Here is a 13529-nt window from a genome sequence, read left to right on the forward strand (position 1 = left end):
CGGGGCCGGTGACCAGCCGGAACGGGCAGCCGGGCGCGGGTGCGTCCGCCGGAACCGCGACGGCGGCGACGCGGGCGGGGGTTCCGGGGGTTCGCGGGCGGGTGCCCTTACACTTGGTCGGTGACTCCAAAGCGCGGTCCCAGACGGCGCGATCGCCACGGTCGTGGCCTGCGCGGCCCCCTCGCCCCCTCCCACGTCCCCATGGCCCGTTCCCGCAGCGAGCGCTTCGACGACCTCGTCCTCGACGCCGTCGACCGGCTGCGGCCGCGGTGGGACAAACAGCTGTCCGCCGTGGAGTTCGCGGTCGAGGAGGTGCCGCCGCTCAACGAGCTGGGCGACGGGCCGAGCATGGGCACCGAGCCGATCCCGTTCGGCCGGGCCGACGCGGCCAGCGGCCAGTCACCGGCCGCGGTGGTGATCTACCGCCGCCCGCTGGAGGCGCGCGCCCGCGACCGCGACACCCTGGGCGCGATGGTGCACGACACGGTGGTCGAGCAGGTCGCCACGCTGCTCGGCCTCGCCCCCGAGACCGTCGACCCGGGCTACGACGACCGCCGCTGACCCGGACCACGACGACCCGCGCTCAGCCGGGCAGCACCACGCGGGCGCTGTCGGTCAGCGCGGGCAGCACGGTCCACACGCGCGCGGGCGCGAGCGGCTGGGCGGTGACGAGCAGGCCGTCCCTCTCCCGCTCCTCGATGACCCGGCCGCCGTAGACCTGGCCCGACACGGGCGTGACGACCACGGCGAACTCGCCCTTGCCGCGCAGCCGCACCTCCCTGGTGCGCCCGGCGGGCACCGCCACCTCGTACGGCCTGCCCGCCGCGCCCTTCGCCGGCACCTCCTGCACCCTGACCTCGCCCGGCCCGTCCGGCGCGGTGAACAGCAGCCGCGTGCCCGGACCGTTGCCCGCGACCGCGCTGCCCAGGTCGAGCGGGGGCGTGCCCGCGGTGAACGCGACGTCCAGGCGCTGCCCGGTGCCGGTGGCGACCAGCCCGGCCACGATCGGCGCGGGCGCGGTGAGCACGAGCGCGGCCGGCTCGCCGCCGATCCCGGTGGTCACGTCCAGCGCGACCACGCTGCCGGCGGGCACGTCGACGCTCTCGCGGCCTCTCATCGCGTACGCGGCGTCCTCGCTGACCGCCTTGACCTGCACGGACACGTCGTTCTCGCCGGGGGCGGCGATCAGCAGCTCGCGCCGCCCGCCGCCGCCGGGGATGCCGGGCACCACCACGCGGGTGGCCGGGGGCGCGGCGAGCGGCAGCCAGTCCACGCCGCCGCCCCGCATCGACGCCCTGGCCGCGACCGCGAGCCGGCCGAAGACGGTGGTCACGGCGACGGCCATGACGTCGGCCGAGGGTGCCAGCGTCCGGAGGTCGATCTCCTTGTGCTCGCCGGGCGCGATCTCCAGGCCGCGGCCCGCGTCGCCGGAGATCAGGCCCTCGGCCGCGTACACCTCGACGTCGGCCTGGGCGGGGGCCTTGTCGGCGTTGGTGAGGTGCAGGATCACGCCGGCCGCCGCGGGGCCGGGGCCGACCAGCCAGGCCGACTGGGCCGGCTCGGTGCAGCGCACTCCGGACAATCCGCGGGCCGCGCCCGAGGTCACCCGGGTGGTGTATCCGGCTTCGAGCGCTCCCGGGCCGTTCGTCACGTACGGCTCGGCGTTCTTCATGACCTCGTGGGACAGGTGTTCGGGCAGGTAGACGTTCATCCGCGCGCCCTTGGCGCCGGGGCAGACGGCGGTCACCGACTCGACGGCGACCTTCCGCGGCCCCCCGGCCCCGGGCGGGACGGGGGCCGGGCGGGTGACCAGCGCGACGCCGTACAGGGCGGACAGGGCCACCACGACCAGCGCCAGCAGGCCGAACCTGTTCTCCACGAACGCCTTCATCGCGCCCCCGCGGGCACGGGGACGGCCGCCTCGACGCCCTCGACCGCGCCGCTCCCCCGGCGTCCCGGCATGGCCAGGACCAGCACGATCAGGGCCAGGACGCCCTGGGTCCACAACCAGGGCGTGTGCACGACGTCCCCCGGCTGGGCGGGCACCCGGGTGAACGGCTCGGTCAGCCGCCACAGGCCGCCCGCCTCCGACAGGCTCATGCGTTCCAGCGACGGCTGCGAGTCCAGCGACCTGGCGAGCGGTGGCGGCACCGGCGCGGCCACGGCCAGCATGGCGATCCCGTGCTGGGCCAGCGTCGCGGCGTCGGTTCCGCCACGCCCGCCGACCAGGCCGCGCGCCGCGTCCGCCACCTTCGACCGTCCCTCGGAGGCGACCGGCAGCTCGGCCTCGCCGATCAACGGGGTACGGCCGTGCAGCACGGTGAAGGCGTCCCCCTTGACGACCAGCGTGCGCTCGCCGTGCCGGGTGCTCCACGCGGCCAGCGCGGGCAGCACGTCGGGCGCGTGGCCGGTCAGCGGGCCGCGCACCCCGTACGCCACCCAGTGACCCGCGGCCAGGATCGGCGTGCTCACGGCCGCGGCCACCAGCAGGGACGCGCCGATCCTGGGCAGCCCGCCGCCGGCCCGCAGTTCGGCCAGCCGGTGCGCGGTCAGGCCGACGAGCACCAGCAGCCCGGTCCCCGCGAACGCCAGCGGCACGCCGGGCCAGGCCCGCGCCCCCTCGACGCTGATCCGGCTGACCAGGACGGCCGCCAGCACGCCGTACAACGTGACGCCCCAGCCGATCGCGACGATCAGCCGCTGGCGGCGCATGAGCAGCGCGGCCAGCGCGGTCACCACCAGCCCGGCCGTCACCCAGAACGGCGGCAGCCCCGGCCCTCCGGGGCTGAGCGCGAGCAGCGATTCCGGCGCGAGCCCCGCCGCCACCAGGGCGGGATCGTGCAGGCCCGCCTCCAGGAGGATCCGGCCCGGGTCCGCGACCAGCCCGGCCAGCCACGGCAGCAGCAGCGCGACGGGCACCGCGAGCGCGATCACCATGGAGGTCGCCACGCCGCGCCGCACCCCGCCGTACGCGACGGCGGCCAGCACGCCGAGCACCGCGAAGAGCGGGTACACCAGCGGGACGAACGCCGTCCCCACGGTCAGCAGCAGCCCGAGCGCCCAGGCCGCGCGCCGCGCGCGACGCCGTTCCCCGGACAGCAGCGTGGCGCCGAGCGCGGCGTACACCGGGACCAGCACGAACACCACCGCCGTGCCGAGCCGTCCGGACGCGATCGCGCCGGTCGCGACGGGCAGCAGCGCGTACGTGCCCGCCGCCCAGGCCCGCGCGGGCACCGCCGGGATGACGTGCCGGGTGGCCAGGTACGCCGACGCCCCCGCCAGCGGCACCGAGCCGAGCAGCAGCACGGACACCGCCAGCCACGTCTTGCCGAGCGCGAGCGTCGAGGCCAGCGCCAGCAGCGCCACGTACGGCGGCGCCCAGTCGGTGGAGCCGAGCCCAATGTCGTGGAAGCCTTCGGTGTAGAACCGCCACAGATCCCCCGCGCCGCCCGTGACCGGGACCAGCGCGCCGCCGCCCAGCCGGTCGCCGCCGAGCAGCGACCGTTCGGCGGCCAGCGAGACCACGGCCAGGACGATCATGAGGACGACGCCGGGCCGCCTGAGGAAGCCCTTGACCGCGCCGATGTCGGCGGGCGCGCTGTCCTCCTCGTCCTCGGGGGTGGAGTGGTGGTGGCGGCCGGCGGAGTCGACGGGGCCCGCGCCGGCGAGGAAGCTCTGCACCATGTCGGTCAGCCGCCGGTAGGCCGCCCCCGGCGGCGTCAGCAACCGCTTTATACGAATGAATCCCTTTTTACGGCCCTCGCGGCGGGCCTTGCGCGCCTTCAGCAGCCGGACCGGGTGCGCCAGGATCGACCCCAGCGCCACCATCTCGTCCAGCGCGTTCGCCGGCTGCTTGCCCACCAGGAACAGCAGCGTGCGCAGGGCCGACCCGGCCAGGTTCCGCAGCAGCGCCCACACCATCACGCGGAACGGCAGGTTCGCCATGACGACGAACATCGCGTTGCGACGGTCGAGCCGGCGCGGATGGTCGCCGCTGACCGTGATCCGCCGCCGTCTGCGGGCCGCCGCCTCGGCGTGCCAGGCCACCGCCGAGGGGACGGCCAGCACCCGGTGGCCGGCGTTGCGCACCCGCCAGCACAGGTCGAGGTCGTCGCGGAAGAGCGGGAACAGCGGGTCGAGGCCGCCGAGCCGCTCCCAGACGTCGCGGCGGACCAGCATGCCCGCCGTGGAGACCGAGAGCACCTCCCGGGTGCCGTCATGCTGACCCTGGTCGAACTCGCGCGGCTCAAGCCCGGTGTCCCTGCGCCCGGTGAGGCCGACGGTCACGCCCAGTTCGAGCAGGCGCCTTCGGTCGAGCCAGTCGCGCAGCTTCGGGCCGAGCACCGCCGCCTTGGGATCGTGCTCGGCCGCCATGAGCAGGGCCTCCAGCGCCCGCCGGTCGGGGGCGCAGTCGTCGTGCAGCAGCCAGAGCCACTCGTCCTGGCCGCACGGCGGCAACCGGTCCAGCACCTCCGCCACCGCGTCGCCGAACGAGGCCGAGCGCGGCAGCGTGAGCACGTTGGACGCGCCGAGCGCCCGTACGAGCAGGTCGGCCGAGCCGTCCCTGCTGCCGTTGTCGACCCCGGCGACGCGCTCCGGCCTGCGGCTCTGACCGGCCAGCGCGCGCAGGGTGTCCCCCAGCCAGCGGCCGCCGTCATGGGCGACGACGATCGCGGTGACGAGGGGGCGTGACATGGGCGGGCGACTCCAGCGTTGATCAGGCGCGCCCACCCTACAGCTGACATCACACGCGAAAAAGGGCCACGCGGGCTACCGCGTGACCCTTTCGCTCATATCCCCTAAACGGCCTGGCGCTTGATCCGTCTGCGCTCCCGCTCCGACAACCCACCCCAGATGCCGAAGCGCTCATCGTGTTCGAGCGCGTACTCCAAGCACTCGGCACGGACCTCGCACGATCGACAAACCTTCTTGGCTTCTCGGGTGGAGCCGCCTTTTTCCGGGAAGAACGCCTCCGGATCGGTCTGCGCGCACAACGCGCGCTCCTGCCATCCGAGTTCTTCAGCGTCAAGCTGATCCTGTGCGATGACCGGATCGGTCACTGCACACCTCCCTGCCGCCCGCCCGCAATGGAGCCCCCCATGGACGCCTTCCTCCTACCCACCCACGGGAAGGCGTAACAACATGGTTGTAATTACACGCGCGTGCCGTACGTGACGTCAAGCGGCATGACGGTATCCGGGGAAAGACCGACTCTCGCCCCGGTGTGCTCGGCATGTGGTGTTCGCACCAGGCCGACTCCCCCTGCACAGCAAGGCTTCGACCCGGTTCGTTCAACGCTGTCAGCGGTCGGAACCGTACCAGGGCGGGGTAGACGCCCGCCCTTTGGGCCACCTTCTCTCTAGCCGTCGTTTGCCGGTCCGTTACCTGCGTGGCTCGTTGGGCGTGTATATGGCCGTTGGGTCGATTGGGTCGTCACCCGGGCGGTTCTGGGCGCCGAGTGCGTCCCCGAGCTGCGAGGGGTCGAGCCGCATCGTCGACTCGCCCTGCGCCTCGCTCCAGCCGGCCGGGGCCTGGTGGGTGGGGCGGTAGGTCTGGGGCTGCTCGTACTGGCCCTGCTGGGGTTCGTACGCGTTCTGCTGCTGCTGGTAGGGCTGGGCCTGCTGCGGGTGGCCGAACGGGTCGTCGTACGGCCTGGCCGGCTGGCCGGCGTAGTCCGGCACCCGCAGGTCGGGCTGGGTGCCGGAGGCGGCCGTCGAGCTCTGGTAGGTCTCGGCCTGCTGGTAGGCGTCCAGGAGCTGCTGGGAGCGCGGGTCCACGGGCGGGTCCGGCTCCTGGAAGGCGGGGGTGGCGTACTCGTGGCCGGAGTAGCCGGTGAACGGCTGGCCGCCCTGCTGGTCGAAGGCGCTCTGCCGGTCCTGGTACGGCTGCTGCGGCTCCGCCTGCGGGTACGGGACGCTCGGGCTGGTCTCGCCGCTCGGGTACGCCTGGTCGGCGAAGGCGTTCGGGGAGCTGTTGCTCGGGGCGTACGGGTTCTCGGGGGTGGGGTAGCCGGACTGGCCGTACGCGCTGGGCTGGCTGTCGGCCGGGACGTACGGGGCGGGGGTGTACTCGCCGGCCGGCGGCTGGTAGCCGGAGTCGGGGAGCGTCTCGGACGGGGTGTAGGCGGGCGGGGCGTACCCCTGGTCCTGGCCGAAGCCCTGCGGCTGCGCGAACGGCTGACCGGCCGGTCCCTGCGGGTGGCCGAAGGGCTGGTCGGCGGCCGGGCCCGGAAGCGCGGCCCTGGCCGGCTGGTAGGGCTGCTGCTGGTACGGCTCGGACTGCTGGCCGTGAGAGGGCTGGCCGAACGGGGTCTGCTCGGACTGCCGACCGTGCGAAGACTGACCGAAGGGCGCCTGGTCGGGCTGGCCATGCGAAGGCTGGCCGTGCGAAGGCTGGCCGAAGGGGACCTGGTCAGGCTGGCCGTGCGAGGAATGCCCGAAGGGAGCTTGGTCGGGCTGCTGACCGAAGGGGGTCTGGTCGGGCTGCTGACCGTGCGAAGGCTGGCCGAACGGTGACTGGTCGGGCTGCTGGCCCTGGGCGGGCTGGCCGAACGGGGGCTGTTCGGGCTGGCCGTAGGCGGGCTGCTGGCCGTGGCCCTGACCCTGGACTTGGCCGTAGGCGGGCTGGGCGTCGGGGGTCTGGGGGGCGTAGGGGGACTGCGCCTCGGCCGCGTGCGGGACGGGGGTCTCCTGCTGGTGGCCGTAGCCGGGGGCGTCGGACTGGCCGAAGCCGGGCGCGGAGGGCGCGGGCTGGCCGTAACCGGCGGGGTCGGGCTGGCCGAAGGCGGGGGCGGGCTGGCCGTAGCCGGGGGTGGACGGCTCGGGCTGGCCGTAACCGCCGGCGGAGGGGTCGGGGTGGCCGCCGTAGCTCGGGGGCTGCTGGCCGTAGCCGGACTGCGCTCCCGGGTTCGGCGCCTGTCCGCCGCCGTAACCCGGCTGCTGCCCGAAGGCGGCCTGCTGGTCCTGCTGGGCATAACCAGCCTGCGGGTCCTGCTGCCCGAAGGCGGCCTGGGAGTCCTGCTGGCCGTACGGAGCCTGCGGGTCCTGCTGGCCGTACGGAGCTTGCTGGTCCTGCTGACCGAAGGTGACGGTGGCGTGCTGGCCGGACGGGGGCTGGACGGCGTACGCGGCGGAGGCGGGCTGGGGCTCGTAGCCGGAGGACGGAGGCTGGGGCGCGTAACCCGGGGACTGCTGGCCCGACGGGGGCTGGGGCGCGTAGCCCGGGGACTGCTGGCCGGACGGCGGCTGCGGCGTGTAGCCCGAGCCTGCGGGGACCTGGCCCGAGGGCGGCTGCGGGGCGTAGCCGGAGGAGGCGGGCCGGCTGTCGGGTGCCGGGGTCTGGGGGTCCTGGCCCGGGGGGAGCTCGGCGAGCGCGGACTGCTGGCCGTAGGGGGTCGGCGCGGCGTGCGGCTGCGCGTACGCGGGCTGCGGCGCGGGGTCGGGCCGGCCCTGGGAGGGCTGGTCGGACTGGCCGTAGGCGGGCTGATCCGGCTGGCCGTAGGAGGGCTGGTCCGGCTGGCCGAACTGCTGGGGGCGGCCGTACTGGGGCTGGTCCTGCTGGCCGAACTGCTGGGGCTGGCCGTAGTGGGTGGTCGGGCGGCCGTACCCGTCGAGGGTGGGGATGGGGGCGCGGCCGGGCATGACCTCGGGGAGCAGGTAGACCAGCCCGACGGCGGTCAGCGCGAGCAGGGGCACACCCGTGAGCACGTACTCCACCACGCCGCGGAAGCCGCCACCGGCGAACAGCCCGACGATCAGCGCCAGCGCGCCGAACACGGCGGCGAGCAGCAGGCCGGCGGCCGAGCCGTAGGCGATGAGCCGGGCCTTGGACGAGCGCTCGCCCGTCCTGGTGACGAGCAGCACGGCGCCCACGAGCAGCGCGGTCACGACCGGGCTGGTCAGGCCCGTGAGGTTCGCGGCGGCACGGGTGGCGAACCCGCCGCCGAGCGGGCTGCCCGAGCCGATCAGGATGTGGCCGATCGTCAGGACGACGTCCACGAGCCCGGTGACGAGCATGATCCAGGCGGCCGGCTCCCGTAGTCGGGCGGCATTGAGTTTGCTCATGAGTAACCCCCATCGGACCCTTTGGCCCGAAGGGAGTTTGCCACATTGCCGACTTTCGCGGCGGGTGTCCCAAGAACCTCTTCCATCCCATTTACCCCTATACCTGGAACTTCGTTGCTCCGAAGTGGGACAGAACCACTCCCCCCACGGGGATGTCGGACGCCGATGGAAGACTGGGACGCATGCACATCGTGTCACTCGCCGGCGGCATCGGCGGCGCCCGTTTCCTGCGCGGCCTGCGCGCCACCGCACCCGACGCCTCGATCACCGTCATCGGCAACACGGGCGACGACATCACCCTGTTCGGCCTGCGGGTCTGCCCCGACCTCGACACCGTCATGTACACCCTGGGCGGCGGCATCGACGAGGAGCAGGGCTGGGGCCGGGCCAAGGAGTCCCACGTCGTCAAGGAGGAGCTGGCCGCCTACGGGGTCGAGCCGCAGTGGTTCGGGCTCGGCGACCGCGACTTCGCCACCCACATCGTCCGCTCGCAGATGCTGGAGGCGGGCTATCCGCTCTCGCAGATCACCGAGGCCCTGTGCGTGCGCTGGCAGCCGGGCGTGCGGCTGCTGCCGATGACCGACGACCGCTGCGAGACGCACGTGGTGATCTCCGACGAGCGCGGCAAGCGGGCCGTGCACTTCCAGGAGTGGTGGGTGCGTCTGCGCGCCTCGGTCCCGGCCGAGTCGTTCGCGCTGGTCGGGGTCGAGACCGCCAAGCCCGCGCCGGGCGTGCTGGAGGCCATCGAGCAGGCCGACGTGGTCATCCTGCCGCCGTCCAACCCGGTGGTGAGCATCGGCACGATCCTGCAGGTGCCCGGCATCCGGGAGGCGGTCGCGGCCAAGACCGTGGTCGGCGTCTCCCCCATCATCGGCGGCGCGCCCGTGCGCGGCATGGCCGACGCCTGCCTGACGGCCATCGGGGTGGAGACCTCGGCCCAGGCCGTGCTCGACCTCTACGGCTCGGGCCTGGTCGACGGCTGGCTGGTGGCCGAGGAGGACTCCGGGGTGGCGCTCGACGGCGTGCGGGTGGTGTCCCGCCCGATCCTCATGCACGACGCCGAGGCGACCGCCGACATCGCCCGCACGGCGCTCGACCTGGCGCTGGAGCTGGCCCGATGAGCACGCAGCGGGTCGAGGTGATCGCCGTCACCGGCATCGGCGAGGTCCGGCCGGGCGACGACGTGGCCGCCCTGCTCAAGGACGCCGACCTGCGCGACGGCGACATCGTGGTGGTCACCTCCAAGATCGTCAGCAAGGCCGAGGGGCGCGTCCGCCAGGCGCCCGACCGCGCGAGCGCCATCGAGGAGGAGACCGAGCGGGTCGTCGCCAGGCGCGGCGACACGGTGATCGTCCAGACCCGCCACGGTTTCGTCATGGCCGCGGCGGGGGTCGACGCCTCCAACACCGAGCCGGGCACCGTCCTGCTGCTGCCCGAGGACCCCGACGCCTCGGCGGCGCGGATCAGGGCCGGGCTGGGCGCGCGGGTGGGGGTGATCGTCTCCGACACGTTCGGGCGTCCGTGGCGCAACGGGCTGACCGACGTGGCGATCGGCGCCGCCGGGATTCGTCCGCTCGACGACTTCCGCGGCTCCTCCGATCCCTACGGCAACGCGCTCAACGCCACCGTCACCGCGCTGGCCGACGAGATCGCGAGCGCGGCCGAGCTGGTCAAGGGCAAGCTCGACGGCGTTCCCGCGGCGATCGTGCGCGGCCTGGCCCATCTGGTGACCGACGACGACGGGCCGGGGGTCAGGCCGCTCGTCCGCCCGGCCGACGAGGACATGTTCCGCTTCGGCGCCCGCGACGTCGTGTTCGCCCGCCGTACGATCAGGGAGTTCTCCGACCGGCCGGTCGACGGCGAGGCGGTGCGCAGGGCGGTGGCCGCGGGCATCGCGGCGCCGGCGCCGCACCACACGACCCCGTGGCGGTTCGTGCTGGTCGAGTCGGCGCGGACCCGCACCGAGCTGCTCGACGCCATGCGCGAGGCGTGGATCGACGACCTGCGCGGCGACGGGTTCACCGAGCAGTCGATCGCCAAGCGGATCAAACGCGGCGACGTCCTGCGCAACGCCCCCTACCTGGTCGTGCCGTGCCTGGTGATGGAGGGCTCGCACACCTACCGCGACGAGCGGCGCAACGCCTCCGAGCGGGAGATGTTCGTCGTGGCGACGGGCGCCGGCGTGGAGAACTTCCTGATCCAGCTCGCGGTCGAGGGGCTGGGCTCGGCGTGGGTGTCCTCCACGATGTTCTGCCGGCCGGTGGTCAGGCAGGTGCTCGACCTGCCGGAGTCATGGGACCCGATGGGCTGCGTGGCGATCGGGCACGCCGCCGCGCCGCCGCGCGACCGCGCCCCCCGTGACCCGCGCGATTTCATCGTGACGCGCTGAGCCTCTGACGGGAGTCTGGAAATCTGGTAAGCCAACCGTTTACCGTTAGGAAACTTTCCTTTACATTTGGACTATCCCCCCATGTAAAGGAGCCACTTCAATGCGAAGGACTCTCACGTTAGTCGCCGTGGCGGTGATCACCATCGCCACGGCGGTGTTCAACACCTCTCCCGCGTTCGCCCACGGTTATGTGAACTCGCCGCCCAGCAGGCAGGCGTTCTGCGCCCAGGGCAAGGTGCCCGACTGCGGCCAGATCGTCTACGAGCCGCAGAGTGTGGAGGGCCCGAAGGGCCTGCGGAGCTGCAACGCCAATCTTGGACAGTTCGCTCAGCTCAGCGACGAGAGCAAGCCGTGGCCGGCCACCTCGGTGGGCAACTCGGTGACCTTCACCTGGACGTTCACCGCCAGGCACGCCACGCTCAACTACGAGTACTACATCGGCGGCACCCGGGTCGCGGTCTTCAACGGCAACGGCCAGCAGCCGCCGTCGACGATCTCCCACACCGTCAACCTCTCCGGCTACTCCGGCCGCCAGAAGGTCCTGGCGATCTGGAACATCTCCGACACCTCCAACGCCTTCTACTCCTGCATCGACCTGCAGATCGGCGGCGGCGGCCAGCCCACCCCCACCCCCACCCCGACCGTGACCCCCACGCCCACCCCCACCCCGACGCCGACCACGACGGCCTCGGGCACCTGGAAGGCCGGCACGGCCTACACCACGGGCAGCACGGTCACCTACAACGGCGTCTCCTACCGGTGCCTGCAGCCCCACACGGCCATCGCGGGCTGGGAGCCGCCGAACGTCCCGGCGCTCTGGCAGCGGATCTGAGGTCTGGACAGGCCGATGACCAAGCTTCGTGACGCCGCGCTGTCGCTGTTCCGCATCGTGGTGGGCCTGCTGTTCGCCTGCCACGGGGCCGCCACTCTGTTCGGCGTACTCGGCGGCCCGTACGGCGGAACGACCCCGTCCGTAGGCCAATGGCCCGACTGGTGGGCGGGGGTGATCGAGCTCGGCGCGGGCGGTCTCGTCCTCATCGGGCTCGCCACCCGCGTCGCCGCCCTGCTCTGCTCGGGCACGATGGCCTACGCCTACTTCACCGTCCACCTGCCCAAGGGTCTGTTCCCGTTGCAGAACGGGGGCGAGGCCGCGGCCATGTTCTCGTGGTCGTTCCTGATGCTGGCGCTGCTCGGCAGCGGCGCGTGGTCGCTGGACAAGCTCGTGTCCCGCTTCACCCACCGCGGCGAGAACGCCACCGTGCACCAGATGTAGGCCGGAGGGGGTGCCGGGCGACCGGCATCCCCTCAGGCGGCCGGCTTGCAGGTGGGATGGCAGAGCCTGCGGGCCAGCGCGCCGAGGAAGACGTCGATGATCTCCCCGGGCTCCTGCGCCTCGTGCAGCGAGCCGTTCGTGGCCGCCGCGATCTGCGACAGGCTGCCGCGGTCCACGTCCTTGCCGAACGCGATGATGACGATCTGGACGGGCTTGTCCGGGTCCCACTCCTTCCGCAGCGCATCGAGAAGCCGCGGGAGCTTGACGCCCCTGCCGTCGTCCTTGCCGGCGGTGATCACCAGCAGCGTGTTGTTCATGTCGTCGCGGTAGTCGCCGCTCATCCTGCGGAACCCGGCCAGGATCGCGTCGTAGAGCGAGCTGTCCAGGTCGGGGTGGGGGGCGATCGTGCTGGTCAGCTCGTCGAGGACGCTGCGCCGCAGCACCTGGCCCGACTCCGGCTCGCTGATCGGGCCGAGGCTGACCCGCTGCCGGTAGCTCCTGACGGCTCCCACCTTGTCGGCGAACTCCCACATGCCCATGTGCGTGGAGTTCGGGAAGAGCTGCAGCCCGATCTTGGCCGCGGCCAGGGCGATGCGCACCTTGGTGCTGCCGTTCAGCGGCTCGGCCATGTGCTTGGAGGTGTCGGCCAGCACGAGGATGTTGGTCGGCGGCGCCAGCCTGCTCCAGGCGCGCAGGGCCTCGTCGATGTCCTGCTGCGACACCGACGGCCTGGTCTTCGGCGCCTCGGACGGGAGCTGCGGCCCCGGCGAGAGCGGCCCCAGCCGGCCGTCGCCCGACCTGAACCCGGCCCGCCGGACGATCTCCTGCGCCTGGCCGCCCTTCAGCCAGTCGGCGAAGGCGGTGGACGCCTCCGCGACGCCGGGATCGGCCGCCGTGACGACGTAGGGATAGTCGAGCTCGATCGTGCCCTCGCGCGGGTGCAGCGCCACGACCGGGTCGGGCGAGGGCACCCGGTTGTGGTTCCACACCGACTGCTCGGGGACGATGACCACCGGCCGCTGCCAGAACCCGCGGTCGTCCACGGCGTCGAGCATGCTGCGGTAGTCGGGCGCCGACCCGGCCTGCGCCCACCGGACGAACGCGGTCAGCGCCTTGTCGGCGGCAGGGCCGGTGCCCACGACGTCCCTGGCCGCGGCCACGGTCGCGATCCCCGCGCCCACCAGCGACGGATCGGGCACCCGTACGACGTCGGGCTCGCCCGAGCTGGGCGTCAGCCGCCCGCGCACGGTCGGCGGGAAGACCATCCGCCAGTTCATCTCGGTCCCGCCGACCGAGAAGCGCCGGGCCAGCGACGACCGCGTGGCGAACACCAGCGGCGAGGTGGCCACCACGGTCTCCCCCGCGGGCAGCGAGCTCGCGCCCTGGCTGCGGGCCAGCCTGATCCAGGCCGAGGAGTCGGCGATCCAGCCGTCAGGACGTTCGCGCAGCACGCCGGCCCGGTCGCCGATCAGCGTGCGCAGCACGGTAGCCGACGGCTGCTCGGTCACCTGGACCAGCACGCACCGGCCGCCGACCGACGCCTTGGTCTCGTTGAAGCGCCCGGCGGCCTCCATGACCGCCGGCGCCACGTCCACGGCGGCGGCCACGCTGACCAGAACAGGATCTCGTGATACGCACAGGGCGGGACCGCCGCCGAGCACCACGTACAGGCTGCCGGCGGCGACGGCCACGGCGGCGAGGCCGGCCAGCATGCCCCGTTGGAGCGCCTTCCTGCGTCGCTGCACGGGAGGCAGCGCGGCACGGTGTCGACCCAACCGCACGATGAACCTCTCTCCAGTGGAGT

10 protein-coding genes are annotated in these 13529 nt (G+C 73.4%); 5 read left to right on the forward strand and 5 right to left on the reverse strand.

All coding sequences use genetic code 11. The features are described from left to right. The first annotated feature begins 201 nt into the window (after positions 1–201). Positions 202–561: a metallopeptidase family protein gene (locus tag ACFYYW_RS09135; protein ID WP_221762053.1), complete on the forward strand. Its 360-nt coding sequence runs from the start codon at positions 202–204 to the stop codon at positions 559–561. A 22-nt stretch (positions 562–583) separates the two neighbouring features. On the opposite strand, the gene ACFYYW_RS09140 is transcribed toward ACFYYW_RS09135, so the two are convergent. The 4 genes from ACFYYW_RS09140 to ACFYYW_RS09155 form a co-directional block, all read right to left on the reverse strand. Then, the gene (locus ACFYYW_RS09140; protein WP_387646730.1) at positions 584–1879 is read right to left on the reverse strand and encodes a DUF5719 family protein; all 1296 of its coding nucleotides are present in this window, start codon (positions 1877–1879) and stop codon (positions 584–586) included. Between the two features lie 8 nt (positions 1880–1887). Next, complete coding sequence (locus ACFYYW_RS09145; RefSeq protein ID WP_387646732.1) at positions 1888–4695, reverse strand: glycosyltransferase family 2 protein; 2808 nt, start codon at positions 4693–4695, stop codon at positions 1888–1890. Between the two features lie 104 nt (positions 4696–4799). Continuing rightward, positions 4800–5060, reverse strand: a complete 261-nt coding sequence (locus ACFYYW_RS09150) for a WhiB family transcriptional regulator (RefSeq protein ID WP_020546325.1) — start codon at positions 5058–5060, stop codon at positions 4800–4802. A 321-nt stretch (positions 5061–5381) separates the two neighbouring features. Beyond that, the gene (locus ACFYYW_RS09155; RefSeq protein WP_387646734.1) at positions 5382–8063 is read right to left on the reverse strand and encodes a hypothetical protein; all 2682 of its coding nucleotides are present in this window, start codon (positions 8061–8063) and stop codon (positions 5382–5384) included. Between the two features lie 182 nt (positions 8064–8245). Between ACFYYW_RS09155 and cofD the strand changes: the two genes are divergently transcribed. From cofD to ACFYYW_RS09175, 4 genes are all read left to right on the forward strand, one after another. Continuing rightward, positions 8246–9184, forward strand: coding sequence for a 2-phospho-L-lactate transferase (cofD, locus tag ACFYYW_RS09160; protein ID WP_352323382.1), 939 nt, complete (start codon positions 8246–8248; stop codon positions 9182–9184). Continuing rightward, entirely contained in the window at positions 9181–10452 is a 1272-nt protein-coding gene (locus tag ACFYYW_RS09165) for a coenzyme F420-0:L-glutamate ligase (protein ID WP_387646737.1), read from the forward strand. The genes cofD and ACFYYW_RS09165 overlap by 4 nt, the downstream gene beginning before the upstream one ends. Positions 10453–10552: 100 nt before the next feature. Continuing rightward, positions 10553–11284 carry a lytic polysaccharide monooxygenase gene (locus tag ACFYYW_RS09170; protein ID WP_387646740.1) on the forward strand — a complete coding sequence of 244 codons (732 nt, stop codon included), beginning with the start codon at positions 10553–10555 and terminating at the stop codon, positions 11282–11284. Positions 11285–11299: 15 nt separating this feature from the next. After that, positions 11300–11725: a DoxX family protein gene (locus ACFYYW_RS09175; protein ID WP_352323379.1), complete on the forward strand. Its 426-nt coding sequence runs from the start codon at positions 11300–11302 to the stop codon at positions 11723–11725. A 32-nt stretch (positions 11726–11757) separates the two neighbouring features. On the opposite strand, the gene ACFYYW_RS09180 is transcribed toward ACFYYW_RS09175, so the two are convergent. Beyond that, complete coding sequence (locus ACFYYW_RS09180; RefSeq protein ID WP_387646744.1) at positions 11758–13470, reverse strand: substrate-binding and VWA domain-containing protein; 1713 nt, start codon at positions 13468–13470, stop codon at positions 11758–11760. Between the last annotated feature and the right edge of the window lie 59 nt (positions 13471–13529).

The sequence above is a fragment of the Nonomuraea sp. NPDC001831 genome (assembly GCF_042892035.1).
Classification (GTDB): domain Bacteria; phylum Actinomycetota; class Actinomycetes; order Streptosporangiales; family Streptosporangiaceae; genus Nonomuraea.